The sequence below is a fragment of the Paenibacillus radicibacter genome (genome assembly GCF_024721995.1).
In the GTDB taxonomy this organism is placed as follows: Bacteria; Bacillota; Bacilli; order Paenibacillales; family NBRC-103111; genus Paenibacillus_AM; species Paenibacillus_AM radicibacter.
This window is the reverse complement of sequence record NZ_JANQBC010000012.1, coordinates 60,144-86,825: the sequence shown is the minus strand read 5'-3', so window position 1 is coordinate 86,825 and position 26,682 is coordinate 60,144. Positions and strand designations below refer to the sequence as shown.

Here is a 26,682-nt window from a genome sequence, read left to right as displayed (position 1 = left end):
GGAGGAGGAATAGTAGATGGTGGATCGTATTGGTGGTTTGGCTTCTGGAATAAATACAGATGAGGAAGTTCAAAAATTGTTGAAGGCAAATAGACAGCCTGTGAATAAGCTGTTCCAGAAGAAACAAACTTTGCAGTGGGCAAGGGAAGATTATCGGAACATAAATTCCAAGATCTTGGAATTCCATGATAGTAAATTACATAAGTATCGGTTGCAGAGTACATTTGCTGCGAGAACAACATCTATCAGCGGAACGGATGCAAGCTCATTATCAGCTAAGGCAACTGGCGCTTCTTTTGCAGGTGCGATAACGGTTACGAATACGAAAATCGCTACTCCAGAATCAATGGAGGGTGTCTTAGATTTACGTACGGTAAGCAAGGACTTTAACCCTAATTTGCCGCTCGCTTCTCAATTAGGTAATAAACCTGTTGATTTGAGTAAAGAGGAGAATCGAGTATTTAAGATTAATGGTAAAGAGGTGAAATTCGGAGAGAAGGAATCTTTGAATGATGTCATTCGAAAAATTAACCTCACTACGGATATGAACGCTGCGTATAACTCATTGACAGGAAAGCTTACCTTAAGTTCGAAGACAACAGGCGAAAAGGTACCTAGTGAAGAGATGAAGCTATCTGGTGATTTCTTAACACAGACACTGGGTATGTCAGGGACAATAAAGACGGGTTCGAATGCAGAAGCTACGATTAATGGTGTACCTATGAAGCAAAAAAGTAATACATTCAACGTGAATGGAACAGAAATTACAATAAAGACGAATAGTACGGCAACAACTACGATTAATGTGACTACGGATACAGATGGTATTGTTAACGCAGTCAAAGATTTTGTCAAAGATTTTAACGAGATGTTAAAAGCTCTTCAAGATAAGGTCGGCGAAGCCAAATATCGTGATTATAAACCTCTTACTGACGATCAACGCAAAGCGATGAAGGAAGATGAAGTTAAGAAGTGGGAAGAAAAAGCTAGAAGTGGTATGCTAAAGAATGATGATATTCTTAGCGATGCGATTAGCAAATTACGTCTATCCGCGGTAAGCAGCGTTAGTGGAGGAGATCCAAGATATAACACGTTATCTTCCATTGGTATTTCGAGTGGAAGTTATTTAGATAACGGAAAGCTATATGTGGATGAGGACAAGCTTCGCAAAGCGATTGAGGCGAATCCAGATGCCATTGCACACATATTTGCTGCTCCAGGTGATGGGGGCAATGATAAATCTAGCAGTGGTCTGGCTGATCGCATGTATGCAGATATGAAGAATTCGCTTGATAAAATTAAAAGTCGTTCTGGATTAAGCTCGGTTGGTATTGATGCTTCAGATGAAAGTACAATTGGTCTTCAACTACGTCGTGTGAAGGAAGACATTACGGCTGGCAATGCAAAACTGAAGCAAGCGGAAGATCGATATTATAGAAAATTTGCGGCAATGGAAGCTGCAATTAGTAAATTGAATGCCCAAGGAAGCAACTTGTTAAGTCAATTTGGGGGATAATAGTTATTTAGGGGGATCCACATGATAAATTCACAACTTCAGAAGAATCGTTATTTGGAAACAGCTGTACAGACTGCGACGCCTGCTCAACTTCTCATTATGCTGTGTGACGGAGCGGTGCGCTTTACAAGGCTTGCCATTGAAGCGATGAAAAATCATCAGTATGAGGATGCGAATCGCAATTTATATCGGACACAAGACATCATTAAAGAATTTATGGTGACCTTGGATCAAAACTCCCCAATTGCGGAACAGTTAATGCCTTTGTATGAATACTACCTTCAACGGCTTATTGAAGCTAACGTGAAGAAACAGATCGAGCCTGCTGAAGAAGTGCTAAACTATCTTATAGAATTAAAAGAAACATGGTTTCAAGCTGCAAAAATTGCTGCTACAGGCACACCTGGAGTTGTAACTCATGGATAGTTGGATTACACAATTAGAAGAATTAACAGAAGACATGCTTACCCGTTTGCAATTTGCAGATTCAGATGATTTAGAGGAGTTCATAGAGAGCCGCGATCATATTGTCGTTCAGTTGAATGGTTATGATCAGGATCCTACTTCACAGCAGTGTGAGCGAGTATTAAAAGTGCAATCCTATGATGTTCTAATTGCAACAAGGATGGAGCAGCTTCGATTAGAGGCGAGTCAGGGGATTTCTAAGATGGACACGGCTCGCATGCAGCGAAATATGTATGAATCTAGCTTCGATCAGGAAAGCGTCTTTTTTGATAAGCGAAAATAGATTGAACTCCTATTGGTTAATTGACCGTAGGAGTTTTTTTGTGAACAGAATTCATCCCCACTTATTCACACCCTGTGTACAATGTGGATAACTCTGTGTATAACTCTGTTGGTAAGTGATAAAAACCCGCCAAAATCAGCTTTTTTCCACATGTGGATGACTATTAAAAATGTTTGAACAAGTTGTGAATAGCTTTGTGGATGAAATGTTTTTAATTGTTAAGGTTTTTTGAAGTCAGGTGCGGAATATAGTATAATGTAGACAGAAGGGAGGAATTACTATGAAATTCAATATCCGTGGAGAACATCTAGAGGTTACGACAGCCCTGAGGGACTACGTTGAGAAGAAGTTGAGCAGGCTCGAAAGATATTTTGAGGCCCCCCTTACAAATGAAGTGAATGTAACAATGAACGTTGTGAAAGGTATGCATATTGTTGAGGTGACGATTCCACTGCAAGGTGTGATCCTACGTGCTGAAGTCAAGCATAGCGATATGTACGCATCGATTGATCTTGTGGTAGACAAGCTTGAGAGACAAATTCGCAAACACAAAACAAAAACAAACCGCATTATTCGAAGTGAAGGTGGCAAACGCGATCTTTTCAAAATGGAAGTATCCCCGAACTCTTATGAGGAAGAGGATGAACTTGAAGTGGTGCGTACGAAACAATTCGATTTTAAACCGATGGACATAGAAGAAGCGATTCTTCAAATGAATTTAATAGGTCATAATTTCTTCGTTTTCTCTAATACAGATTCGCAGCAAGTAAGTGTTGTGTATCGTCGTGATGATGGTAAATACGGTTTGATTGAACCAGCCGTACGATAGATAGGAAAGCTTGGTCCCTGATTGTGGGATCGAGCTTTTTTCTTTCTGTGTGAATAACAGATGAAATTTATTGCTATAGGAAAAAAATGAGCACTGTTAAATCATGTATCGTTTGTTGCGACTAGCCTGCTAAACTGTTACAATTTATGCAAACTGTTTTTTGTAGGAAGGGGTTCGCCCATGCTAGGATTAGTAAAGAAAATATTCGGTGATTCCAACGAACGGGAAATCAAACGAATGTTAAAAGTGGTAGATCACATTAATTCGATCGAGCCTCAATTTACAGGTTTATCGGACGAAGAATTGAGAAACAAGACGGTTGAATTCCGTGAACGTATTGAAAAAGGAGAAACACTGGACGAATTGCTACCGGAAGCATTCGCAGTGGTTCGTGAGGCGTCTAAGCGTGTGCTTGGTAAACGCCACTATGATGTACAGCTTGTCGGGGGTATGGTGCTTCACGAAGGCCAGATCGCAGAGATGCGTACAGGGGAAGGTAAAACACTGGTAGGTACCCTGCCGGTTTACTTAAATGCTTTGCTTGGTCGTGGTGTACACGTAGTTACGGTCAATGATTACTTGGCAACACGTGATAGCGGCGAAATGGGTCAGATTTATGAGTTCCTTGGCCTTACAGTCGGTGTGAACTTGCACGAACTGTCGCATGAAGAGAAGCAGGAAGCTTACGCATGTGATATTACTTACGGTACGAACAATGAGTATGGCTTTGACTATTTACGCGATAACATGGTGCTCTATAAGGAGCAGATGGTACAGCGCCCATTATATTTTGCAGTAATCGATGAAGTGGACTCCATTCTAGTCGATGAAGCGAGAACACCGCTTATTATTTCTGGACAAGCAGCGAAATCTACAGATATGTACTATGCAGCAGATCGCTTTGTGAGCCGTCTGAAGGAAGAGGAAGACTACACAATCGATATTAAAGTACGTGCAGTTGCGCTTACTGAAGCGGGTGTGGCGAAGTCTGAGCGTGCATTTGGCATTGATAACTTATTCGATCATCAGAACGTTCAACTTAACCACCATCTTACACAAGCGCTAAAAGCACATGCGATCATGAAGCGCGATGTGGATTATGTAGTCAGTGACGATGAGATCATCATTATTGATGAATTCACAGGTCGTATGATGACAGGTCGTCGTTATAGTGATGGCTTGCACCAAGCGATTGAAGCGAAGGAAGCATTGCAAGTTCAGAACGAGAGTATGACACTTGCGACGATTACATTCCAGAACTACTTCCGTATGTACCGCAAACTTTCGGGTATGACAGGTACAGCGAAGACAGAGGAAGAAGAGTTCAAGAAGATCTACGGTCTTGAGTGTATCGTTGTGCCAACGAACCGTCCGATGATTCGTCAAGATAAGCCAGATACGGTTTATAAGTCGGTAAAAGGAAAGTTCACAGCGGTAGTGAATGAGATTGTGGAGCGTCATAAGGAAAACCAACCTGTCCTTGTCGGTACAGTATCGATTGAGAACTCCGAATTGTTATCGGAAATGCTCAAGCGCAAGGGCATCAAACATAAAGTATTGAATGCGAAGTACCATGAAGAAGAAGCTGAGATTGTATCCATGGCAGGTCAAGCCGGTGCAGTTACGATTGCGACGAACATGGCAGGTCGTGGTACGGACATTAAGCTTGGTGATGACGTAGAAGGGTTTGGCGGATTGTACATTATCGGTACAGAGCGTCATGAGAGCCGTCGTATTGATAACCAGCTTCGTGGTCGTGCAGGTCGTCAAGGTGACGCGGGTGCGTCCCAATTCTATATCTCATTAGAAGATGATTTGATGCGCAGATTCGGTGCAGAGAACATCATGGCGATTATGGACAAAATGGGCATGGAAGAAGACCAGCCGATTGAGAGCCGCCTAGTAAGCCGCGCAATTGAAGGCGCACAAAAACGTGTCGAAGGTAATAACTTTGACGTTCGTAAAGTCGTTCTTCAATATGATGATGTGATGAACCAACAACGTGAAATTATTTATAAGCAACGCCGCGAGGTACTCGAGTCCGAGAACATTCGTGCCATTGCAGAGGGTATGATTGATTCTGCGATTGAGCGTATCGTGAAGGTACACTGCCCAGGCGATCAAATTCCGGAAGAATGGGATTTGGAAGCTGTTGCGGAATACATGAATAACAACATGCTGGGTGAAGAAGCAGTTGACGAGAAGATGATCTGGGGTAAAGAAGCAGACGAAATCGTTGAACTTCTGAAAGAGCTTGTGAAGAAGAAGTACGATGAGCGTGAAGAGATGATCGGCGCTGATAACATGCGTGAGTTCGAGAAAGTTGTTGTGCTACGTGCAGTAGACAGCAAGTGGATGGATCACATTGATGCAATGGATCAGCTTCGTCAAGGTATTCACCTTCGTGCTTACGGCGGTACAGATCCACTTCGCGAATACCAATTCGAAGGCTTCGAAATGTTCGGCGAGATGGTTGAAAGTATCCAAGATGAAGTTGCGACATACATTATGAGAGCACACATGGAAAGCAACCTTGAGCGTCAAGCAGTTGTAGAGGGTCAAGCGGTTGATCCTAAAGCTGAATCTGCTGGCAAGAGACCGGTACAACGCGATGACAGTGATCGTATTGGTCGCAATGATCCTTGCCCATGTGGCAGCGGTAAGAAATTTAAGCAATGCCACGGCAGCTAATTTTTCAGTAGCGAGTGGTTAGAATAAAACATAACAACTATTATTAGCAAAAGGTTCGTTAGCAGCCGCAGCCCTTCAGGGTTAGTAGGTAGATCTAACGAACCTTTGCGTGCAAAGAGGTGCTCACGATGCTGGATCCAGAGGTAAAGCATGGTTTACGAGGAATTGCGAAGCGATTAACTGAACTTAGGGGGTCTCTTTGACTTAGATCATAAGCTTGAGATGGTCGAAGATTTTGAAGAGAAGATGAGTGCACCTGATTTCTGGGACGATAATGTAAAGGCACAGAAGTTAATTGCCGATATTAATGTGGTAAAAGCGGTTGTTGATCAGTTTAATGGCATGTCGGGTGAATATGATGATCTCGATCTGATGGCTCAGCTTGCAGAAGAAGAGTCGGATGAAGACATGGCTGCGGAAGTGGCACAGGCTGTACAAGGGCTGACAGCGAAGCTTGCGAGCTTTGACTTGCAGCTGCTTCTTAACCAACCTTACGATAAGCTGAATGCGATTCTTGAATTGCATCCAGGTGCGGGTGGTACGGAGTCTCAAGACTGGGCGGAGATGCTTCTTCGCATGTATCGCCGCTGGGCAGAGAAACGTGACTTCAAGGTTGAAGTACTCAACTATCTCCCAGGTGATGAGGCAGGCGTGAAGAGCGTGACGCTACTGATTAAGGGCTTTAATGCTTATGGCTACTTGAAGGCTGAAAAAGGCGTCCACCGTCTTGTACGGATCTCGCCGTTCGATTCCTCTGGTCGTCGTCATACATCCTTCGTATCGTGTGATGTGATGCCGGAGATTGATGATGATGTAGAGGTTGAAATTCGTACAGAAGATCTTAAAGTGGATGTATACCGTGCATCGGGTGCTGGTGGTCAGCACATCAATACGACGGATTCCGCGGTACGGATGACGCATATGCCATCGGGCATTGTTGTAACGTGTCAGACAGAACGCTCCCAGATCAAGAACCGGGAACGTGCGATGAAGATGCTTCGCTCTAAGCTCTACGAGAAGAAGATTGAAGAACAGCTGAAGCATCTGGCTGAGATTCGTGGTGAACAGACGGACATCGCTTGGGGTGCACAGATCCGCTCTTATGTATTCCATCCTTATTCCATGGTTAAAGACCATCGGACGAGTGTGGAGACGGGGAATGTAGGCGCTGTGATGGACGGCGATCTGGATGCATTCATTGATGCTTTCCTTCGCTTGCAAATTAAACACGACTAATCATTGAGCATGTGCTCCAACATTTAGAACATGCTCGAATCGGATATTTTATTAGAGATAAGTAAAATCCTACACAGTATGGTGTAGGATTTTCTATGGTATGGGGTGTGGACAAGATGGCAAAGAGACAGACTGAACCACGAATTAAGCCAGGCTCACCGATGCATACGGCTTGGGAGTATGCGCAGCTCACAATAGGATGCTTTGTGCTTGCGTGTGCATTTAATATGTTCCTGAACCCGAATAAGATTGCATCGGGCGGGATATCAGGGGTTTCAACTATTTTACAAGTCGTATTCGGATTTGAGCCTGCGATGACACAGTGGTTTTTTAATATTCCTTTATTTATTCTAGGTGCGGTTCTACTCGGCAAGAAGTACGGCATTAAAGTGGCGGCTGGAACTGTGCTGCTTCCATTCTTTGTACTGATGACCAAAGGTCTGCCAGTACCTACGTCAAATATGCTGCTTGCATCGGTGTATGGTGGTATTGGTGTAGGGCTTGGTGTAGGGATTACGTTCCGCGGTCGCGGTTCTACAGGCGGATTTACGGTGGCTGCGCAAATTGTACATAAGTACACGGGGCGCTCTCTAGGCGTTTGTGTGGCGATGTTCGATGGCTTAGTTATTTTAATGGCAGGGATTCTTATCTCCTGGGAAAATGCGCTTTATGCACTCATCGGTCTTTATGTTACAAGTAAAGTGATTGACATTGTACAAGTTGGTCTAAGTGTATCGAAAGTGGCTTACATCATCACGGATAAGCAAGAAGAGATGAAAGAAGCGATTCTTTATGATCTAGATCGTGGTTTAACCCAATTAGAGGCGGCGGGTGGTTATACAGGCACAACTCGTAATGTGTTCATGGTCGTCGTTTCGCAAAGCGAAGTAATGAAGTTGAAGGTGTTGGTCAAGGCTATTGATCCGCAAGCCTTTGTTATTTTTACAGATGCACAGGAAGTATTGGGTGAAGGTTTTAAACATCATCATGCATAGAGCTGTATAAAAGTCGATTTCCTTTCAAAAGGAGATCGGCTTTTTTTGTATGCCAAAATGCCTATGAAATAAGGCGAATTTGGTAACAAAATAGTCATTGAATTATTATACCGTCGTATGTATAATAATACATAGTTTTTAAAAATCACAATTATTAATTTACATATATAAATCAGAGTTATTTTAGAGAAATAATGTTTCTGCGGGGGAGGCAGGGGTTCATATGGGAGTGAATCAGAAGGTTCGTGTTGCAATTGTTGGGTCAACAGGTTACGGCGGGGTGGAGCTAATCCGCTTGCTGCTAGCACATCCGAATGTGGAGATTACGTCCGTGATTTCTTCGTCTAGTGCAGGTGTTCCGATAGCAGACGGGTTTCCGCATTTGACAGAGATTATGCTCGATAACTTGGATGGCGTAGATGTAGATCTGATCGCGCAAAAGGCGGACGTGGTGTTCCTGCCGACCCCTGCGGGTGTAGCGGCTGAACTTGCTCCGAAGTTAATTGAAGCGGGTCTTAAAGTGATTGATATTTCCGGTGACTTCCGATTGAAAAATCCGGCTTCCTACGAGCAGTGGTACAAACACAAAGCCGCAGATGAGAATTACTTGGTAGAAGCCGTGTATGGACTATGCGAAGTTTGGGGCAATGAGGTAACGGAGACTACAAGGTTACTTTCTAACCCAGGATGTTTCCCGACTGCGACGCTGCTGGGATTAATTCCTGCCATTCAGGCAGGTTGGGTTGATCCCGATTCGATCATTATTGATGCGAAGTCTGGTGTATCTGGCGCAGGTCGTGGATTAAACTTGAGTGCACATTACTCCGAAGTGAATGAGAACTTAATCGCTTATAAATTAAATAAGCATCAACATATTCCAGAGATTGAACAGGCGCTTAGCCGTATTGCAGATCGTCCGGTAACGACAACATTTACGACACATTTAGTTCCGATGACGCGCGGGATTATGGCAACGATGTATGCGAAAGTCGTTGGCGAACACAGCGATACAGACTTTGTTGAGCTGTATAACCAATATTACGAGGGGCGCAAGTTCGTGCGTGTAAGGCGTACAGGAACTTGGCCGGCAACGAAGCATGTGACAGGCTCGAACTATTGCGATATCGGCTTTAACTATGATGCGCGTACGGGTCGGATTACGATCATTGCGACAATCGATAATGTGGTCAAAGGCGCTGCAGGTCAAGCGATTCAGAATTTGAATTTGATGATGGGCTGGGACGAGACGACAGGCCTACATTTTACACCGATTTATCCTTAAAAATGAACGTATAGATGATGGAATGGGATTGGAGAGAGGACATATGGCTGGGGAATTGTTTACAGTACTACCCGAAGGCACGGTTACGACGCCAAAAGGATTCATCACAGGCGGACTGCACTGCGGACTGAAGAAGAACGGTCGCCATGATCTTGGCGCGATCGTATGTGAAGTGCCGGCAGCGGCGGCAGGCGTGTATACGCTGAACGCGTTCCAAGCGGCGCCGCTGAAGGTGACGCAGGAGAGTGTGGCTAGCTCCAGCGGCATGCTTCAGGCATTGCTCGTGAACAGCGGCAATGCCAATGCTTGCACGGGCGAGCAGGGCGAAGCCGACGCTCGCCAGATGCGTGCCGGCTTCGCGGCGGCGCTCGGGGTAGATGCAACGCTCGTTGGCGTTGCATCTACAGGCGTCATCGGCGAGTTGTTGCCGATGGACAAAGTAAACGCTGGCGTCGTAGACTTGCCAGCGAAGCTTACCGCGGACGGCGGCGAAGACTTCTGTCAGGCGATCCTCACAACGGATCTTGTGCAGAAGATGACATGCGTCCGCGTAAGTGTAGGCGGCAATGTCGTACACATTGCCGGGGCAGCCAAAGGTTCGGGTATGATTCACCCGAACATGGCAACGATGCTCGGTTTCATGACAACCGACGCGAAGATTGCTCCTGAGCACCTGCAAGGGCTGCTCGGTGAAATGACCGATTCCACGTTTAATATGATTACCGTGGATGGTGACACAAGCACGAACGACATGGTCGTCGTGCTAGCGAGCGGGCTTGCGGATCACAGTGAGCCGTTAAGTCCAGCGCATCCTGACTGGGATGCGTTCGCAGCAGGCTTCCGCTACGTATCGGAATACTTAGCGAAAGCAATCGCACGCGATGGCGAAGGTGCAACTAAGCTGATTGAGGTGAACGTCAGCGGTGCAGTGACAATGAATGCAGCTCGCGCCATTGCGAAAACGGTTGTAGGTTCCAGCCTAGTGAAGTCTGCTTGCTTTGGCGCAGATGCGAACTGGGGACGTATTATCGCGGCAATTGGTCGCGCTGGGCAGCCGGTGGATGTAAACACAGTAGACATTAACGTAGGTGACTACACGGTGCTTACACAATCTCGTCCAGTTTCATTCGATGATGCGGCTGCGACAGAGTACTTGAAGGGTGACCTCGTACAGATTTATGTGCAATTGAACAACGGTGAAGGCAATGCTACAGCATGGGGCTGTGACTTAACATATGACTACGTGCGGATCAATGCCGCATATCGAACTTAATTGTTTTTGAAGGAAGAAAATGTTTAGTGAATGTATACGCACAAAACATGGATGCGAAAGAGAAAGGATGTGCTGGAGGAACGAAGTGATCGCCTTTGAAATCGTGAAAATACCATTAATCCAATTCAAAACTTTCACGATTGAGACAGCGACCGTAAGCATTTCCTTTCTCTGCAGCACACTCGCATGTTAGGAGAGTATTGCCGAATGAACAAACAGTCTTTTGTAATGAAATGCGGCGGTTCTACACTTGCGGCATTACCGCAAACCTTTTTCGATGATCTACATGATCTTCAGCAAAACGGACATATGCCCGTAATTGTACATGGTGGTGGTCCTGCGATCTCGGAGACGCTCGAGCAACTTGCGATTACGACTGAATTTGTCGGTGGGTTGCGTGTTACGAATGAAGCAGTACTCGATGTCGTTGAGATGGTGCTCGCGGGTCGCATCAACAAAGAAATCGTTCGCCGCATCGGTATCTCGGGTGCGAAGGCACTCGGAGTCAGTGGTGTGGACGGTGGACTGATTGAAGCGGTGCCTGTTGCGAATACGCAAGAGGTTGGATTAGTCGGTGATGTGTCTGCAGTAAACCGTGAGCTAGTTGAAGGAATCATGGAGATGGGCTATATGCCGGTTATCGCGCCAGTCGGCATTAGCGCAGATGGCACACAGCGATATAACATCAATGCTGACACAGCAGCAGGTGCTGTTGCATCTCGGATTGGCGTGAAGCGAATGATCGTTGTAACGGACGTGCCAGGCATTATGAAGCCGATTGACGGTGTGAAGACAGTATTGCCGCAAGTGACGGTGGCAGAGATTGAAGAAATGATCGCAAGCGGTGATATTTACGGCGGGATGATCCCGAAAGTAGGAGCAGCGATTCAGTGCATTCAAGGTGATGTAGAAGAAGTCGTGATCGTCCAGGGCGAAGAGCCACAGGTGCTCTCTCGTGTACTTAGCGGCGAGGCGATTGGCACACGCATTTTGAACAAATAAAAACAAAACAATTCACTATAAATCGGGGTATACCCGACCTAAATATGGAGGGATGAGCGATGGGTCAAGAGGAGAAGCAAAGCTACTTATTTCCGCTTTTTTCAAAGTTTCCAATTAAGCTGGTGAAGGGGCAGGGCAGCCGATTATGGGATGATACGGGAAAGGAATATATCGATCTTATGTGTGGGCTGGCGGTGACAAACCTTGGCCACGTTCATCCGAAAGTGAAAGCGAAGTTAGTCGCACAACTTGATGAGCTATGGCATGGTTGTAACTTATTTTATTTACCACATCAAGAGCGCTTAGCACAATTGTTAGTGGAGAACAGTTGCATGGATGCAGCGTTCTTCTGCTCCACAGGTGCAGAGGCGAATGAGGCGGCAATCAAAATTGCACGTCGTTATGCGCAGAAAGTTCAAGGGACAGATCGTTATGAGATCATCACATTCAAACAGTCGTTCCACGGTCGTACGTTAGCAACTCTTACAGCAACAGGGCAAGCGAAAGTACAAGAAGGCTTCTTGCCGCTTCCTGAGGGCTTTGTATATGCGGATTATAACGATATTGAGTCTGTTCGTACGCTTCTAAGTGATCGTACTTGTGCTGTTATGGTAGAGATGATTCAAGGTGAGGGCGGTGTCATCCCGGCGGATCTGACATTCGTTCAACAGCTTGCACAATTGTGCGAGGAACAAGACATTCTATTAATCGTGGATGAGATTCAGACGGGCATGGGACGTACGGGCAAGTTATTCGCCTATGAACATTATGGCATTGAACCAGACGTCATTACCCTTGCAAAAGGCTTAGGCAGCGGCTTCCCAATCGGTGCAATGCTTGGTAAAGCCAAACTAATCCCTGCTTACACAGCAGGTGTGCACGGCACGACCTTCGGTGGTGTGCCTACAGCTATGGCAGCTGGCGTAGCAACAATGGAAACAATGCTAGAAGAAAACTTGGTTGAACGCGGAGCTGAAATCGGCGAATATATGCTAGCGAAGCTAACTGAGAAATTAGCAGGCAACCCACTTGTATCGACTGTTCGCGGCAAAGGCTTACTGCTCGGTATCGTATGCAACGAACCAGTAGCGGATATCATCAGCGAAGTCCACGCGCGTGGCGTCCTAGTCGTCCCTGCCGGACCAAACGTCATTCGCGTCGTCCCAGCTATGACTATCCCACAAGAGGATCTCGATCAAGGACTAGACATTCTCTGCGAAGTCTTCGCTGAAAAAGCTGCAGCTCTTGCAGTTGACGTGAAATAAGTTGAATTCAAAACTCTAATTTTAAAGAAAAAAGCAATTAGCGCTTACAGAAATTTTCCATCGGAAAATTTTGAGCACTTGCTTTTAAATTATACCAACCTAACCGTGATCAAAACTCAAACGAAGGAGATAAAATGCACCGGAGGAACGAAGTGTTCGCCTTTGAAATCGTGAAAATACCATCTGATCTAATCAAAAATTTCACGATTGAGAGAGCGACCGTAAGTGTATTTTATATCCGCAGTGACCTGAGTTTTGAGCACGCACCCCTTCCCCGAAAGGATGAATCCAATGAGCGTTTTAATCGAAAACGAACTAGCATTAGGGCTGAAAGGACGCGATTTTCTTGCATTGGTTGACTATACACCAGAAGAACTCGAGTACCTGGTCCAGCTTGCGATAGATCTCAAAGCCAAACAAAAAGCAGGAGAGCAACACCATCTCTTGAAAGGCAAATCCTTAGGGATGATTTTTGAAAAATCGTCCACACGCACGCGTGTTTCCTTCGAAGTAGGGATGTATCAACTTGGCGGTCAGGCGTTGTTCCTAAGTAAGAACGACATCCAACTAGGACGCGGTGAGACGATCTGGGATACAGCTCAGACCATGTCCCGTTACTTGGACGGCATCATGATTCGTACGTATGGACACCGCAATGTCGTTGATCTAGCGCGCGGCGCAACAGTACCCGTCATCAACGGACTAACCGACTTGTCCCATCCATGCCAGGCGTTAACAGACTATATGACCATCCTTGAACATAAAGGTAAGCTTAAAGGTTTGAAAATAACCTACATCGGCGACGGCAACAACATGGTGCACTCCCTGATGGTTGGTGCAAGTAAGCTAGGCATAGATTGCAGCGTTGCAACACCAGTTGGTTACGAGCCAGACCCAGAGATGGTCAAACTTGCTGTAGAAACAGCAAAAACAACAGGTGCCAAGATTCATGTCTGCCACGACCCGCGTGAAGCGATGGAAGGTGCAGACGTTGTCTATACCGACGTATGGGCAAGCATGGGCTTTGAAGCGGAACAAGCGAAACGTGAGATCGCATTCAGCAACTTCCAAGTCAACGAAGACTTAGCGAAGTACGCGAAATCCGACTACCTGTTCATGCACTGCCTACCCGCACACCGCGGCGAAGAAGTAAGCGCAGGTGTCATCGACGGCAAGCACTCCATCATTTTTGATCAAGCTGAAAACCGTCTCCATGCACAAAAAGCCATCATGGCAGCGATTATGTAATTTGGTTAGTGAATGAATAGCGCCACAGTAGAACGTAAGAGAAAGGATGTTCTGTAGGAGTGTTAGCGTTCGCCTTTGAAATCGTGAACATACCATTAATCCAATTCAAATTTCACGATTGAGACAGCGACCGGAAGAATTTCCTTTCTCTGAAGTGGCTACCACGCTCATGATGAACGAAACAAATTAGGGGGAGCAAAACATTATGGCTAAACAGAAAATAGTACTCGCCTACTCAGGCGGTCTTGATACATCTATCATCTTAAAATGGTTAAAAGAAACTTACGACGCTGAAATCATCGCATTCACAGCAGACATCGGACAAAAAGAAGAATTAGACGGTCTAGAAGAAAAAGCACTAGCAACAGGCGCATCTAAAGTGTACATTGACGACCTACGTGCAGAGTTCGCATCTGATTTCATCTATCCGATGTTCCAATCCGGCGCATTGTATGAAGGTCAATACTTGCTTGGCACATCCATCGCTCGTCCGCTTATCGCGAAACGTATGGTTGAAATCGCTCGTGCAGAAGGCGCAACAGCAATCGCACATGGCGCAACTGGAAAAGGGAATGACCAAGTACGTTTCGAGCTTGGTGTAGCTGCTCTAGCACCTGATTTACAAGTAATCGCGCCTTGGCGTTTAGAGTCATTCCGTGAGCAATTCCCTGGACGTGCAGAGATGATCGCATATGCAGAGAAACATGGTATTAAAGTAACTGCTTCCGCAGCGAAGCCGTACTCCACAGACCGTAACTTGCTTCATATCTCCTTTGAGAGTGGTATGTTAGAAGATCCTTGGTTCGATTCAAGTGCAGAGTCCAACAAAGACATGTTCGTGATGTCCGTATCACCTGAAGATGCGCCGGATCAAGCTGAATACCTTGATTTAGGTTTTGAAAAAGGCGATTGCGTAACGATTAACAACGAGTCCTACAGCCCGCTTGAAGTCATGGAGAAACTGAACGAAATCGGTGGTAAGCATGGTGTGGGACGCGTGGACATGGTGGAGAACCGTTTTGTCGGCATGAAGAGTCGTGGCGTGTATGAAACACCAGGCGGTACAATCCTGTTCGCAGCTCACCGTGTGATGGAATCCTTGACGATGGATCGTGATGTGATGCATCTTCGTGATTCCTTGATCTCCAAGTACAGCACACTCGTATACAATGGTTTCTGGTTTGCTCCTGAGCGTTTAGCTTTGCAAGCTTTGGTAACCGAGAGTCAGCGCAACGTGAGTGGTACAGTTCGTTTGAAATTGTACAAAGGCAACGTCATTACTGCAGGTGTGAAGAGCCCTGTGTCTTTATATAATCCAGATATTGCAACAATGGAAGCAGATCCAACACAAGCATACGATCAAGGGGATGCAACAGGATTCATTCGTCTGAATGCACTTCGCTTGAAAGTATCTTCTGGCGTGGAACAAAATGCGAAGAAATAAGAAATAAACGTAAATGATAACATGTGTTCAAAAAGTTAAACGGAGAAGAAAGAGAGTGCTGGAGGAGCGAAGCGTTCGCCTTTGAAATCGTGAAATTACCTTTAAATTAATTGAGAATTCACGATTGAGACAGCGACCGGAAGTACTCTTTTTCTTCGCAGTGTCCCGACTTTTTAAACACATAATAGGGGGCGAACTGCTTATGGCAGGTCGCTTTTCCGTTATTTTGAACAAGATAGCAGGGAGAGATGGACATGAGCAAGTTATGGGGCGGTCGTTTTACGAAGAAGACGGATCAACTCGTGGAGGAGTATACAGCTTCGATCACATTCGATAAAGAGTTAGCAGAAGAAGATATTCAAGGTTCAATGGCGCATGTCACGATGCTTGGCAAATGCGGCATTTTGCCACTAGAAGATGTTGCGAAGATTAAGGATGGATTGCAGCAAGTATTAGCGATGATCCGCAAAGGTGAACTCGAATACACAATTGCGAACGAAGACATTCACATGAACATTGAAAAGACGTTAATCGACTTGATTGGACCAGTTGGCGGTAAGCTTCATACAGGACGTTCTCGTAATGACCAAGTGGCGACAGATATGCATTTGTACTTGCGTAAGCGTGTGGTCGAGTTCGTGGGACTACTGCAAAAGCTGCAGGAAGCGCTAATCGCACAAGCAAAAGCAAACATCGACACAATCGTACCGGGATATACGCATCTGCAACGCGCACAGCCGATTTTACTTGCTCATCACTTGATGGCATATGTATCGATGTTCCAACGTGATATAGATCGCCTTAAGGACAGCTACAAGCGTATTAACGTGCTTCCACTTGGTGCTGGCGCATTAGCAGGCACAACTTTCCCAATCGATCGTCATTATACGGCGGAATTGCTTGGATTTGACGGTGTATATGAGAATTCCTTGGATGCGGTGAGTGACCGTGATTTCATTATCGAATTCCTAGGTGCTGCGTCTACACTGATGATGCACTTGTCCCGCCTCAGTGAAGAGATGGTACTATGGATGAGTACAGAATTTGGTTTTATCGAACTTGATGATGCATTCTGCACAGGATCGTCCATTATGCCGCAGAAAAAAAACCCAGACGTTGCTGAGCTTGTTCGTGGTAAGACAGGACGTGTGTACGGAAATCTCGTTGGCTTGCTGACGGTGCTTAAGTCCCTTCCGCTTGCCTATAACAAGGACATGCAGGAAGACAAAGAAGGCATGTTCGACACCGTTCGCACGCTGCAGGGTGCTCTTCAATTATTCGCGCCAATGGTTGCGACGATGAAAGTGAACAAAGACCGCATGCGTCAAGCTGTGAATCAAGACTTCTCCAATGCGACAGACATTGCGGATTTCCTCGTGAACAAAGGTCTTCCGTTCCGTGATGCGCATGAAGTGATCGGTAAGACGGTGCTGTATTGCATCCAGAATGGCAAGTTCCTCCTTGATCTGACGCTAGAAGAGTTCTTGCAGTTCTCTGAGTTGTTCGATGAGCGAATTTACGATGTGCTTCAACCTGAAGCGGTAGTGAATGCACGTAATGTCTATGGTGGTACAGCAGCACCTCAGGTAAACGCCGCAATTAGCCGTGCAGAGGCTGCAATTGTCGAAACAGGCACTTGGGTGGAAGAGTACTTGGAACGCTCTAATAAGTCCGTTTAGGTCCCAGGATTCAAATTGAATGTGGGTTAACATAGAAAAAGACACTTTCATTTCATGAGAGTGTCTTTTTTTGATTTAAAAGTGTCTGATTTAAATGAGTAAGAACCTATTTTTTGTACTGGGAGGCGGGGCAATTAGGACAATCTCTTCCGTCTTGGACTCCCATTTAATCACAAGCTGAATTTTATTTGCATGAGTAAGCTTGGCGGTACCTTGACTTCTTGATTTTTTGTGAAGGAAATTGTCTTTAAGTCTTAACCCGCTACTTCGGAGGCTTCCAGCAGCAGATTTATAGTAAATTTCTACAGGATCCTCATAAGGAGAATCGTCATTCTTATACTTCACTGATCGATTCATTAACTACCCCTTGATCGTCAACCACAAATAGGAATGCGGCTTTCCAATACTCGCCTTCACCTGAGAATATCGTTCTGCTTTCAATAGAGCATCCAACTAGAGTAAGTAGCAATATGAAGCTTAGCATCCATTTGAATTTCATGGAAATCTTCTCGATTTGTCTGTCTCAATGGAATTTTTTATAAATCTATTACCTATTATTGTTAAAATAAAGTATAATCTTTTAAAAATTTGTATTCAATTTATTCATTTTTTAGAAAAAGGAGAGAATCAAGATGGACAAAGTGATGGCTTACTATAACAAATTCGATGAATGGGGACGCTTGGATCGGGAGCCGCTCGAGTTTCTCGTGAATTGGCATTACATGCGCAAGTATTTACCGCAGTCGGGTCATGTGCTGGACAATGGAGCGGGTCCTGGGAAATATGCGATGGAGCTTGCGCGTGCAGGATATAACGTAACACTTACGGATTACACCCCAAGACTTGTTGAAGTGGCGCGTGAGAAAGCGCAAGAGCTTGATCTCTTCGATCAATTCCAAGGGTTCGCTGCCGCAGATGCTCGCGATTTAGGAGAGTTTCCAGACAACGAGTTTGATAGTGCTTTAATGCTAGGGCCACTCTATCATTTGCAAGAAGAAGTTGATCGGGTTAAAGCTGTACAGGAGCTGCATCGTGTAACCAAGCAAGAGGGCATTGTCTTTGTGGCATTCATGACACGGATTAAATTCTTAACAACATCGCTCATGTTTCCTGAACATTGGAAGCCGCATAATCATGTCGACAACATCGAGTCTTTTTTGGAAAAGGGGACGTTTAATCATGCGGATGAAGGTCGGTTCACGGGTGCGTACTATTTTGCAATCGAGGATATTAAGCCGTTTATGGAGTCTTGCGGGTTTGAGACATTAAACCTGATTAGCTCATCCAGTGTTGCTGGTGCCATGCAGCCGGAGCAGTTCGATTATTGGCGTGATCGTGGGGGTGAAGAGTATAACCGAATGATGGAATTAGTCTATAAGGCGGCAGCTGATCCAAGTATTCTAGGTGTTGGATCGCACTTATTATATATCGGTAAGCGTAAGTAAATAGGGGGGTGCCAAGGGGATGAGGTCAGATGCGGCGGTAGAGAAGGAGCGTATGTCGAAAGTAAATCAAGCGATGAAGCCACTTCGTCGATCAAGGCTTCGATTGTGGTTAGGAACGCGCTATTATCGCTGCAAAAGGTACATCGAGTGGTACTTCGGACGAACGCGATTTGCCACGGAAATGCGTGCTGACCTACTACCTGCTCGCATCTTTCAACATCAAACACCCCTACGCAGGCAATTAAAGGACGTGGACATGTGGTTACAGGAAAATAAAATCCGCAATCTGCAAATTGCAATTCGCAAGCTTAACGGGATCATCATACGCCCTGGTGAGACGTTCTCGTATTGGAAGCTAATTGGGCATCCAACTGCGCGCAAAGGCTATGTAGAGGGTATGGTGCTTTTCTATGGCGGCTTTAAAGCAAGTGTTGGTGGTGGATTGTGTCAGCTATCGAATTTAATCTATTGGATTACACTGCATACACCGCTTGAAGTGACAGAGCGGCATCGACATAGTTATGACGTGTTCCCAGACAGTAATCGGACGCAGCCATTTGGCAGTGGAGCGACTTGTGCATACAACTATCTCGATTTACAGATTACGAACTCTACCGAACAACCTTATCAATTGCATCTCTATTTGACTCAAGATCATCTCGTAGGGGAGTGGCGATCTGTTGACTCGCATCCCTTACGATATGAAGTCTACGAAAAAGACCATCAGATGATGCAAGCGCATTGGGGTGGCTATGTGCGACATAATGTCATTCATCGCCGTGTGTTTAATCAAGAAGGTTTGCAAGTGAATGATCAATATGTGACGGAGAATCATGCGCTGATGATGTATCGACCTTTTTTAGAAAGTGGACGAAGTTAGAAGTGGTCGGATAATCTTCCTGTGAAATTATTGATATACGCACCAATGACAGATTATTAAAATAGTGTGAGCGAGTGCAACAATCACCTACATACATCTTAGATTGGTTTACTTGAAGGGAGATTTGCAGTTTTGTCTGAATCCATGCTCATCACTTTAATTGTGCTCGTCATCGTCTCTGTATTGTTCGTATCGGGAAAAGTCCGTTCGGATCTCGTCGCAATCGGGTCGTTGCTTGTACTTATGCTTTTCAATGTATTAACACCGGCAGAAGCACTCTCTGGATTCTCGAATTCGGTTGTCATTATGATGATAGGGTTATTCGTAGTAGGGGGCGGGATCTTCCAGACGGGACTTGCCAAGATGGCAAGTCGTAAGTTGTTACAACTAGCAGGAACGAATGAAACGAGACTGCTCGTCATGGTCATGCTCGTGACCGCTCTTATTGGGACGTTCGTTAGTAATACGGGAACGGTTGCCGTGATGATGCCTATTGTTGTCAGTCTTGCGAAGCGGGCAGAGACACATCCGGGCAGACTCCTTATGCCGCTTGCTTTTACCAGTAGTCTTGGTGGCATGTTGACCTTGATCGGGACACCGCCGAATTTAGTGATTCAAGAAACACTTATTCACGCAGGGCTTGATAAGTTATCTTTCTTCTCTTTTACACCGATGGGTGTGATCTGTCTGGTGACGGGAATTATCGGGATGATTGTTTTGAGACGTTTCTTGCCGAACAATCAGAAGAAGGAAAACAAGTCGAAACGTACACCAGGCTCACTTAAAGATTTAGTACGTAAATATCAACTATCGCAAAACTTATTTCGTGTACAAGTTGGTCAAGAATCTACGATTCGATCCAAGACCCTGCTTGAGCTGAACATTCCAGTAAACTTTAAGCTTACGGTTATTGAAATTAGACGTAAAATTTCAGCGAAGAATCAATTTTTCAAGACAATTAATCAAGAAATTGCAGGGCCAGATACGGTTATTGATGAGAATGATATTCTCTATGTCCACGGTTCTTATGAAGATGCAGAGCGGTTTGCGCTAGAGTACGGACTTAATCTATTGGACGAGGAAGCTGCAGAGCAGCAGCCCTTTTCTAATGGAGAACAGTATGCAACAAGTGAAGTCGGAATTGCAGAGGTGATGTTGACCCCGAATTCCAAGCATATCGGTAAATTAGTCAAGCACTCGGAGTTTCGGGAGAAGTATCGGGTGAATATCTTGGGTATTCAGCGGCGAGAACAGTACTTGCTCCATCATCTGAAAGAGGAGAAAATGCGCTTTGGTGACGCACTGCTCGTCCAAGGGACATGGACAGATATCGCACGACTTGCCGCGGAGAAAGGTGATGTCGTCGTTGTAGGTCAACCACTCGAAGAGTCACGTAAAGTAACGATGGATCAGAAAGCGCCAATTGCAATTGGCATCATGGTCCTTATGGTGCTTCTACTTATTACAGAAATTGTTCCTGCGGTTGCTGCGATTATGGTTGCTGCGATTCTGATGGTAATCTTCGGTTGTGTAAGAAGTATGGATGAAGCGTATAAGACCGTGAACTGGGAAAGCATTGTCTTAATCGGTGGTATGATTCCAATGTCAATTGCGATCGAGAAGACCGGTGCTGCACTATTATTATCCGATGCGCTTGTGAACACATTAGGAAGTTATGGATCGGTTGTACTGCTTGCAGGGGTTTATTTTACAACCTCATTACTAACGTTGTTCATTAGTAACACGGCATGTGCAATCCTATTCGCGCCTATTGCTTTAACAGCTGCTACGCAACTAGGAGCTAATCCACTTCCGTTCTTGTTCGCTGTATCGATTGGGGCTAGTATGTGTTTCGCCTCCCCCTTCTCTACGCCGCCGAACGCTTTGGTTATGTCCGCAGGACGATACAAGTTCAGCCACTATATTAAAGTTGGGTTGCCGCTTCAACTATTAATCGGAATTGTAATGGTCGCGACTTTGCCGCTTATTTATCCTTTTTAATAGCATGATTAAACCTAGATCAATAGAGGAGAAATCCTTTCTTTCATCTAGGTTTTTCTCTGTGCAAAACTACGCAGTGATTTTTTTCACAAAAAAAGATTGCATTCTAAAACTTTGTGAATTATAATACAAGTATGAGTTAGTGATAAATATCACAATCTCTTGAAAGTAGATGATTTCATGAGAGACATACCTTTCATAATTGATTAGAAAGTTCAATGGTATTCAGCTACATGCTTTTTTTTAAAGCTATAAGTGAATATTTTCACAATAAAAGTTTGAATTATTGATTTATTACACCTGGGGAGGTTTTATTGATGAAAGTAGCAGTAATTGGTTGTACACATGCAGGGACAGCGGCAATTGTAAATACGGCAAAACTATATCCGAATGCGGAAATTACGGTATATGAGCGTAACGATAATATTTCATTCTTATCTTGTGGTATTGCACTTTATGTTGGCGGCGTAGTTGCAGATGCGAAGGGCTTGTTCTATTCTTCACCTGAGCAATTAGCAGATCTAGGTGTGACAATGCGTATGCAGCATGAAGTCGTATCGGTAGATACAGCAGGTAAATCCCTATGCGCTCGCAACTTAGTGACAGGTGAAGAATATGAGGATACTTTTGATAAATTAATTATGACGACAGGTTCATGGCCGATTATTCCAAAGCTTGAAGGTATTGAACTAGACAATATTGTACTATCTAAGAACTTTAATCACTCGAACACGATTATTGAGAAAGCGAAGACTGCGAAGAACATTATCGTCATTGGCGCGGGTTACATCGGCATTGAGTTGGTAGAAGCTTTTGAAATGAATGGAAAGCAAGTGACATTGATCGATAGCAGTGAACGTATTCTGAATCGCTACCTCGACCAAGAGTTTACAGATGTTACGGAACAAGAATTCCGCGATCGTGGTGTGAAACTTGCACTTGGTCAGACGGTGACTCGATTCGAAGGCAAGGATGGTAAAGTGAGTAAGGTTGTAACAACTAGCGGGGAGTACGAGGGCGATCTTGTCCTACTATGCATTGGTTTCAGACCGAATACGGGTCTTGTGCAAGGGCAAGTGGATATGCTCGGTAATGGCGCGATTCTAGTGGATGAATATATGCGTACAAGTAATCCAGATGTATATGCTGCGGGTGATAGCTGTGCCATCATGTACAACCCAACAGGTGAACACGCGTATATTCCACTTGCTACGAATGCCGTTCGGATGGGGACGCTAGTCGCGAGAAATCTGGTTACACCGACCATTCCTTATATGGGTACGCAAGGGACATCAGGGATCAAGATCTATGATTATAACATCGCATCGACGGGTATGACGGAAAGTGCGGCGACAGAAGCAGGACTTACAGTTACAGCGATTACGATTGAGGACAATTACAGACCTGACTTTATGCCAACGAATGAGCCTCTGAACTTAAAAGTGGTATATGAGAGTGAATCACGTCGGATTGTTGGTGCACAATTGATGTCGAAGGCAGAGTTAACCCAGTCGATCAATACGCTGTCTGTATGCATCCAGAACAAGATGACAATTGAGCAGCTTGGCTTCGTGGATTTCTTCTTCCAACCGCATTATAACAAGCCATGGAATTTCTTGAACTCGGCGGGTTTGCAGGCGCAGTGATGTGCGAAAGTTTCATTTCATAAATTAGGCTCATCATCCCAAGGGATGTTATGAGTCTTTTTTTGTTTGAAAAAGCTCAGGTATAGACAACATGTTTTGGAAAATGTTACCTTGATAAACAATAAGTTAGATTCACCCATCATAGTGGAGGAGGTTATTAGTGATGAAGATTAGAGTCGCACGACCTCAAGATGCTAAACAAATTGCCGAGGTGCATGTAGGAAGCTGGCAAACGACATACATAGGGTTAGTTTCAGATGAGTTCTTAGCAAGTTTGAATGTTGATGACAGGGTGAAGCGCTGGGATGGGATATTAGCCAACTTAACCGAAGATCATCAAATTTGGGTCGCAGAAGATGAGGGGAAGATCGTCGGATTCGCAAATGGCGGTAGGAATCGAGATACCGAGTACCCGTCCTACACAGGGGAAGTATATGCAATCTACTTGTTGCAAGCTTATCAAGGGCAAGGTATAGGCGCAGCTTTATTTACACGGGTTGTGCAAGAGTTAAGCAAACTCCAATACGATTCCATGCTATTGTGGGTCCTTGAGGGCAATCCAGCGCAATTATTTTACGAAAAACTTGGTGGTGTGGTCGTCGGGGAGAAGACGCTCGAGATCGGCGGTAAGTCTGTCAGAGAGTTCGCTATGGGATGGAACAGTCTGCAAGCTTTTGATCGAAAAAGAACCCAGCTTATCCTTGACGCAGGTGGTGTGCTGATTCCGAACTTTACTACAGAATTCTGGATGCAGTTCGCAAATCAGCTCGGTGTCTCTGCTAGTGAGATAGCAGATAAATTCGGTAGAGAAATGAAGAAGAAACTGTGGTGTGGGGAAATAACGGAACCGGCATTCTGGGAGTGGTTAACACAAGAGTATCCAGTAGTAGATCGTGAACAAGCCCAGCAGCTCCTTCTCGCACATATTAAGCCATTGCCGACAGTCGAACATTTGGAAGCATGGAGTAAGTACGCAGACATCCATATTCTCAGTAATCACCGAGCAGAATGGCTGAAGCCGATCTTAGAGTCACTGCCCGAAGGTGTTATTCAATCGATTACGATCTCAAGTGAAGTCGGTTGCTGCAAGCCAGATTTGGCTATATATGAGATTGTGCAGACCAAGCTAATGCAGGGAGAACCCATCCTATTTGTCGATGATCAGGAACGTAATTTTCCACATGCTGAAGCATTAGGTTGGCAAACAGTACTTGCAGATGATGAGAGCAAATGGGTTGAGGCAGTCCATTCGACAATTATCTCTACATAAGTGAACCAAAAAAAAGCACCCGAAGGTGCTTAATTAAGCTTGTCCCAAATCTGTGCGGGCAAAGAATGGCTATTTAATAATAAGCACAGGCACTTTGGAGTGTTGCGCCACATGATGGCTAACGCTGCCCAACATGAATTCACGTAAGCCCGTCGCTCCGCGGTTGCCGATGATGATGAGATCACTGCCGCATTCGGTTGCTTGCTCAAGAATACCTTCAGATTGCTCGCCCTGTTTCAAGTGGAAATTCGTCACAAGTGTGTGATAAGTGGACGCAACGACAGATTTGGCTTCATCGATCACCGCTTGTGCTTTTTCATATACCTCAGCTTCTTTATTTGGCAGTGGTAGCACACCTTCTCCGAGGATCAGAACAGGGACTTGGAAGACGTGAACAACGTCGACCTTACCGTGTCCACTTGCATTTGCAATCGCGATTCCTTTTCGAAGTGCTTTATTGGATAGATCAGAGCCGTCGTAGGCAATTAATATTTTGGAAAAAGACATGCTAAACACCTCTTCTAAGTTGTGTATTTATAACATGAACGAAATGGATACAAAAAATACCCCTCTTAGTAGAGGGATATCGCCAATGAGTCTATTTCACGTCTTGTATGCAAGATTGCTTCAGATCCAACGATCTCGATGCTGATCAAGGATTTAAGGCAAGTTTGGAGCGCACGTTTGCCGCTCGTGATTTTTTTGTTTAGTGTTGCGATTAATATGGGTAGTGCATTGGATTTGGTCTGAACAGTTGGAGAAATGTAGACCGGGATCATTTTATTCTGGAAGCTAATGAGTGTCTTCATCATGAGTCTCCTCCTTTAGGTCAAGATTATCTTAAGGACATTATAAAACACGAATATTAAATTAAGATTAAGATATTGTGAAAAAAATAATTTATTTTTCATAGAGGTGCAAACATGATCGAAAATATCATAGAGCAAGCTAGAATACTCGCGATAGATGCGGCTAGAGCAGCTGGACAGATTGCAAGAGAGCGCTTTGGGACGACTTTGTCGATGGAAGAGAAGGGACAGCACGGCGATCTTGTAACGGAAGTCGATCATTTGGCGGAGAATGTGATTGTAAGTCGAATTCGTTCATCGTTTCCCGATCATCAGATTGATAGTGAAGAGATTGGTAGAGATGAGCAGGAGAGTGATTGGCTGTGGCTGATCGATCCACTTGATGGAACGAATAACTATGCGATTGCGCTACCTGTATTCTCCGTTTCGATTAGTCTTGCGTATCAAGGGCAGCTTGTCCTCGCGGTTGTGTATGAGCCGATGGTTGACCGCATGTTCGTGGCGGAACGGGGCAAGGGTGCGACATGTAATGGTGTACCGATGCGAGTGACGAAGAAAGATGGAACGCACCGAACTACGATTGGCTGGATTCAAGGGCATAACGTGCAGAATGAGGAGGAAGCGGTTCGTTTACGTAACCATATTGATATCAGTTGCAAAAGAATGCTGCGTCTCTGGGCGCCAACTCTGCTCTGGTGCATGGTCGCAAAGGGGGACATGGATGGACTAGTGTTGTACCGCTCAGCGGGTGCTGACTTGTATTCTGGCATTCTAATGGTGCAAGAAGCGGGTGGGGCAGTCGTAGATTTTGAAGGTAAGCCATACACGGATATGCTGGATAGGCCTTATCTAGTTGCTTGCCATCCCGCTCAGCAGGAATCTTTTATTGGGCTTGTAAAAGAAGGGTTAGACCGCAAAGTGCACGCATAATGAATATATAAATATGTGATTATGGAGGTATCATCACTTGGAGAAAAAACTAATTAAAGGCGCAATATACGGATTTATCATGGGGTTATTACTCGGGATTGTATTTATTTCGGATACGCAGCAAGTGAGTATGAACACAACAATTGATTTACCGCTGCGCACCTATATTTTAAAAATATTATGATTATCCAGCATGTGCTCTTTAACAACTGTAGCCGTAATGGGGGTTCAATATGTATTTAGACCGAAGCAACAAAACGAAGAATCTTTCGCTAAAGGTTTCGCCAAATCATTCTTTTTCACTCTTGCTGTAATTGTGATGTTTGTCTTAATCATAAGTGTGATCAAGAACATTGCATAATCGACTCATGCCCCACAGACCCCCCATATGTTGATGTGAATAACAGAGAAATAGCGAGGAAACCTATGATTTTGTTGGAACTTTGCAGGCTCATGCTAAACCCGCACGGGTTTCGGAGCATTTACCACGATT

24 protein-coding genes are annotated in these 26,682 nt (G+C 44.9%); 21 read left to right on the top strand and 3 right to left on the bottom strand.

Annotated elements, in window-relative coordinates; translation table 11 throughout:
* The first annotated feature begins 16 nt into the window (after nucleotides 1-16).
* The 14 genes from fliD (at nucleotide 17) to argH (ending at nucleotide 17,208) form a co-directional block, all read left to right on the top strand.
* Complete coding sequence (gene fliD, locus NV379_RS20495; protein WP_258209211.1) at nucleotides 17-1,516, top strand: flagellar filament capping protein FliD; 1,500 nt, start codon at nucleotides 17-19, stop codon at nucleotides 1,514-1,516.
* A gap of 21 nt (nucleotides 1,517-1,537) precedes the next feature.
* Entirely contained in the window at nucleotides 1,538-1,942 is a 405-nt protein-coding gene (gene fliS, locus NV379_RS20490) for a flagellar export chaperone FliS (protein ID WP_258209210.1), read from the top strand.
* Nucleotides 1,935-2,264: a flagellar protein FliT gene (gene fliT / locus NV379_RS20485; RefSeq protein WP_258209209.1), complete on the top strand. Its 330-nt coding sequence runs from the start codon at nucleotides 1,935-1,937 to the stop codon at nucleotides 2,262-2,264. Before fliS ends, fliT begins: the two co-directional genes overlap by 8 nt.
* 280 nt (nucleotides 2,265-2,544) lie before the next feature.
* Nucleotides 2,545-3,093: a ribosome hibernation-promoting factor, HPF/YfiA family gene (gene hpf / locus NV379_RS20480; RefSeq protein WP_258209208.1), complete on the top strand. Its 549-nt coding sequence runs from the start codon at nucleotides 2,545-2,547 to the stop codon at nucleotides 3,091-3,093.
* 180 nt (nucleotides 3,094-3,273) lie between these two features.
* A complete protein-coding gene (secA, locus tag NV379_RS20475) occupies nucleotides 3,274-5,784 on the top strand; it encodes a preprotein translocase subunit SecA (RefSeq protein ID WP_258209207.1) in 2,511 nt (836 codons plus the stop codon).
* A 128-nt stretch (nucleotides 5,785-5,912) separates the two neighbouring features.
* Nucleotides 5,913-7,020, top strand: a protein-coding gene (prfB, locus tag NV379_RS20470) for a peptide chain release factor 2 (RefSeq protein ID WP_258209206.1) whose coding sequence is annotated in 2 segments (ribosomal slippage) — nucleotides 5,913-5,984 and nucleotides 5,986-7,020 — 1,107 coding nt in all. Because the reading frame shifts where the segments join, the coding sequence is not laid out codon by codon here.
* A gap of 116 nt (nucleotides 7,021-7,136) precedes the next feature.
* A complete protein-coding gene (locus NV379_RS20465) occupies nucleotides 7,137-8,015 on the top strand; it encodes a YitT family protein (RefSeq protein ID WP_258209205.1) in 879 nt (292 codons plus the stop codon).
* Nucleotides 8,016-8,238: 223 nt separating this feature from the next.
* Nucleotides 8,239-9,297 carry an N-acetyl-gamma-glutamyl-phosphate reductase gene (argC, locus tag NV379_RS20460; RefSeq protein ID WP_258209204.1) on the top strand — a complete coding sequence of 353 codons (1,059 nt, stop codon included), beginning with the start codon at nucleotides 8,239-8,241 and terminating at the stop codon, nucleotides 9,295-9,297.
* 43 nt (nucleotides 9,298-9,340) lie between these two features.
* The gene (gene argJ, locus NV379_RS20455) at nucleotides 9,341-10,570 is read left to right on the top strand and encodes a bifunctional glutamate N-acetyltransferase/amino-acid acetyltransferase ArgJ (RefSeq protein WP_258209203.1); all 1,230 of its coding nucleotides are present in this window, start codon (nucleotides 9,341-9,343) and stop codon (nucleotides 10,568-10,570) included.
* A 207-nt stretch (nucleotides 10,571-10,777) separates the two neighbouring features.
* Nucleotides 10,778-11,572, top strand: a complete 795-nt coding sequence (argB, locus tag NV379_RS20450; protein WP_258209202.1) for an acetylglutamate kinase — start codon at nucleotides 10,778-10,780, stop codon at nucleotides 11,570-11,572.
* 59 nt (nucleotides 11,573-11,631) lie between these two features.
* A complete protein-coding gene (locus NV379_RS20445; protein WP_258209201.1) occupies nucleotides 11,632-12,837 on the top strand; it encodes an aspartate aminotransferase family protein in 1,206 nt (401 codons plus the stop codon).
* Nucleotides 12,838-13,128: 291 nt separating this feature from the next.
* Complete coding sequence (gene argF, locus NV379_RS20440) at nucleotides 13,129-14,085, top strand: ornithine carbamoyltransferase (protein WP_258209200.1); 957 nt, start codon at nucleotides 13,129-13,131, stop codon at nucleotides 14,083-14,085.
* Nucleotides 14,086-14,290: 205 nt separating this feature from the next.
* Nucleotides 14,291-15,529 carry an argininosuccinate synthase gene (locus tag NV379_RS20435; RefSeq protein WP_258209199.1) on the top strand — a complete coding sequence of 413 codons (1,239 nt, stop codon included), beginning with the start codon at nucleotides 14,291-14,293 and terminating at the stop codon, nucleotides 15,527-15,529.
* A 254-nt stretch (nucleotides 15,530-15,783) separates the two neighbouring features.
* Nucleotides 15,784-17,208 (top strand): argininosuccinate lyase, encoded by a 1,425-nt coding sequence (gene argH, locus NV379_RS20430; RefSeq protein WP_258209198.1) that lies wholly within the window; start codon nucleotides 15,784-15,786, stop codon nucleotides 17,206-17,208.
* Nucleotides 17,209-17,542: 334 nt separating this feature from the next.
* On the opposite strand, the gene NV379_RS20425 is transcribed toward argH, so the two are convergent.
* On the bottom strand, nucleotides 17,543-17,707 hold the full coding sequence (locus NV379_RS20425; protein ID WP_258209197.1) for a hypothetical protein: 165 nt from the start codon (nucleotides 17,705-17,707) through the stop codon (nucleotides 17,543-17,545).
* A gap of 133 nt (nucleotides 17,708-17,840) precedes the next feature.
* Between NV379_RS20425 and NV379_RS20420 the strand changes: the two genes are divergently transcribed.
* The 5 genes from NV379_RS20420 to NV379_RS20400 all read left to right on the top strand — a co-directional run bounded on the left by NV379_RS20420 (nucleotide 17,841) and on the right by NV379_RS20400 (nucleotide 24,450).
* A complete protein-coding gene (locus tag NV379_RS20420) occupies nucleotides 17,841-18,653 on the top strand; it encodes a class I SAM-dependent methyltransferase (protein WP_258209196.1) in 813 nt (270 codons plus the stop codon).
* Nucleotides 18,654-18,672: 19 nt separating this feature from the next.
* Nucleotides 18,673-19,533 (top strand): VanW family protein, encoded by an 861-nt coding sequence (locus tag NV379_RS20415; protein WP_373426141.1) that lies wholly within the window; start codon nucleotides 18,673-18,675, stop codon nucleotides 19,531-19,533.
* Nucleotides 19,534-19,665: 132 nt separating this feature from the next.
* On the top strand, nucleotides 19,666-21,534 hold the full coding sequence (locus NV379_RS20410) for an SLC13 family permease (protein ID WP_258209195.1): 1,869 nt from the start codon (nucleotides 19,666-19,668) through the stop codon (nucleotides 21,532-21,534).
* A gap of 317 nt (nucleotides 21,535-21,851) precedes the next feature.
* On the top strand, nucleotides 21,852-23,180 hold the full coding sequence (locus NV379_RS20405; protein ID WP_258209194.1) for an FAD-dependent oxidoreductase: 1,329 nt from the start codon (nucleotides 21,852-21,854) through the stop codon (nucleotides 23,178-23,180).
* Between the two features lie 163 nt (nucleotides 23,181-23,343).
* Complete coding sequence (locus NV379_RS20400) at nucleotides 23,344-24,450, top strand: GNAT family N-acetyltransferase (protein WP_258209193.1); 1,107 nt, start codon at nucleotides 23,344-23,346, stop codon at nucleotides 24,448-24,450.
* Nucleotides 24,451-24,519: 69 nt separating this feature from the next.
* Here NV379_RS20400 and NV379_RS20395 read toward each other — a convergent pair whose 3' ends face one another.
* Both NV379_RS20395 and NV379_RS20390 read right to left on the bottom strand, forming a co-directional pair.
* The gene (locus NV379_RS20395) at nucleotides 24,520-24,957 is read right to left on the bottom strand and encodes a universal stress protein (RefSeq protein ID WP_258209192.1); all 438 of its coding nucleotides are present in this window, start codon (nucleotides 24,955-24,957) and stop codon (nucleotides 24,520-24,522) included.
* Between the two features lie 65 nt (nucleotides 24,958-25,022).
* On the bottom strand, nucleotides 25,023-25,259 hold the full coding sequence (locus NV379_RS20390; protein WP_258209191.1) for a hypothetical protein: 237 nt from the start codon (nucleotides 25,257-25,259) through the stop codon (nucleotides 25,023-25,025).
* A gap of 114 nt (nucleotides 25,260-25,373) precedes the next feature.
* Here NV379_RS20390 and NV379_RS20385 point away from each other — a divergent pair, with 114 nt between their 5' ends.
* Nucleotides 25,374-26,189: an inositol monophosphatase family protein gene (locus NV379_RS20385; protein WP_258209190.1), complete on the top strand. Its 816-nt coding sequence runs from the start codon at nucleotides 25,374-25,376 to the stop codon at nucleotides 26,187-26,189.
* 37 nt (nucleotides 26,190-26,226) lie between these two features.
* Nucleotides 26,227-26,373 (top strand): hypothetical protein, encoded by a 147-nt coding sequence (locus tag NV379_RS20380; protein WP_258209189.1) that lies wholly within the window; start codon nucleotides 26,227-26,229, stop codon nucleotides 26,371-26,373.
* Nucleotides 26,374-26,682: the final 309 nt, after the last annotated feature.

What these genes read in the sequence shown, in the direction of transcription:
- NV379_RS20395 (WP_258209192.1), bottom strand. Translation starts at nt 24,957, where the DNA reads ATGTCTTTTTCCAAAATATTAATTGCCTACGACGGCTCTGATCTATCC.
- fliD (WP_258209211.1), top strand. Translation starts at nt 17, where the DNA reads ATGGTGGATCGTATTGGTGGTTTGGCTTCTGGAATAAATACAGATGAG.
- argF (WP_258209200.1), top strand. Translation starts at nt 13,129, where the DNA reads ATGAGCGTTTTAATCGAAAACGAACTAGCATTAGGGCTGAAAGGACGC.
- fliT (WP_258209209.1), top strand. Translation starts at nt 1,935, where the DNA reads ATGGATAGTTGGATTACACAATTAGAAGAATTAACAGAAGACATGCTT.
- argC (WP_258209204.1), top strand. Translation starts at nt 8,239, where the DNA reads ATGGGAGTGAATCAGAAGGTTCGTGTTGCAATTGTTGGGTCAACAGGT.
- NV379_RS20400 (WP_258209193.1), top strand. Translation starts at nt 23,344, where the DNA reads ATGAAGATTAGAGTCGCACGACCTCAAGATGCTAAACAAATTGCCGAG.
- NV379_RS20435 (WP_258209199.1), top strand. Translation starts at nt 14,291, where the DNA reads ATGGCTAAACAGAAAATAGTACTCGCCTACTCAGGCGGTCTTGATACA.
- NV379_RS20390 (WP_258209191.1), bottom strand. Translation starts at nt 25,259, where the DNA reads ATGAAGACACTCATTAGCTTCCAGAATAAAATGATCCCGGTCTACATT.
- argB (WP_258209202.1), top strand. Translation starts at nt 10,778, where the DNA reads ATGAACAAACAGTCTTTTGTAATGAAATGCGGCGGTTCTACACTTGCG.
- NV379_RS20415 (WP_373426141.1), top strand. Translation starts at nt 18,673, where the DNA reads ATGAGGTCAGATGCGGCGGTAGAGAAGGAGCGTATGTCGAAAGTAAAT.
- hpf (WP_258209208.1), top strand. Translation starts at nt 2,545, where the DNA reads ATGAAATTCAATATCCGTGGAGAACATCTAGAGGTTACGACAGCCCTG.
- NV379_RS20385 (WP_258209190.1), top strand. Translation starts at nt 25,374, where the DNA reads ATGATCGAAAATATCATAGAGCAAGCTAGAATACTCGCGATAGATGCG.
- argJ (WP_258209203.1), top strand. Translation starts at nt 9,341, where the DNA reads ATGGCTGGGGAATTGTTTACAGTACTACCCGAAGGCACGGTTACGACG.
- fliS (WP_258209210.1), top strand. Translation starts at nt 1,538, where the DNA reads ATGATAAATTCACAACTTCAGAAGAATCGTTATTTGGAAACAGCTGTA.
- NV379_RS20405 (WP_258209194.1), top strand. Translation starts at nt 21,852, where the DNA reads ATGAAAGTAGCAGTAATTGGTTGTACACATGCAGGGACAGCGGCAATT.
- NV379_RS20420 (WP_258209196.1), top strand. Translation starts at nt 17,841, where the DNA reads ATGGACAAAGTGATGGCTTACTATAACAAATTCGATGAATGGGGACGC.
- NV379_RS20465 (WP_258209205.1), top strand. Translation starts at nt 7,137, where the DNA reads ATGGCAAAGAGACAGACTGAACCACGAATTAAGCCAGGCTCACCGATG.
- argH (WP_258209198.1), top strand. Translation starts at nt 15,784, where the DNA reads ATGAGCAAGTTATGGGGCGGTCGTTTTACGAAGAAGACGGATCAACTC.
- secA (WP_258209207.1), top strand. Translation starts at nt 3,274, where the DNA reads ATGCTAGGATTAGTAAAGAAAATATTCGGTGATTCCAACGAACGGGAA.
- NV379_RS20445 (WP_258209201.1), top strand. Translation starts at nt 11,632, where the DNA reads ATGGGTCAAGAGGAGAAGCAAAGCTACTTATTTCCGCTTTTTTCAAAG.
- NV379_RS20425 (WP_258209197.1), bottom strand. Translation starts at nt 17,707, where the DNA reads ATGAAATTCAAATGGATGCTAAGCTTCATATTGCTACTTACTCTAGTT.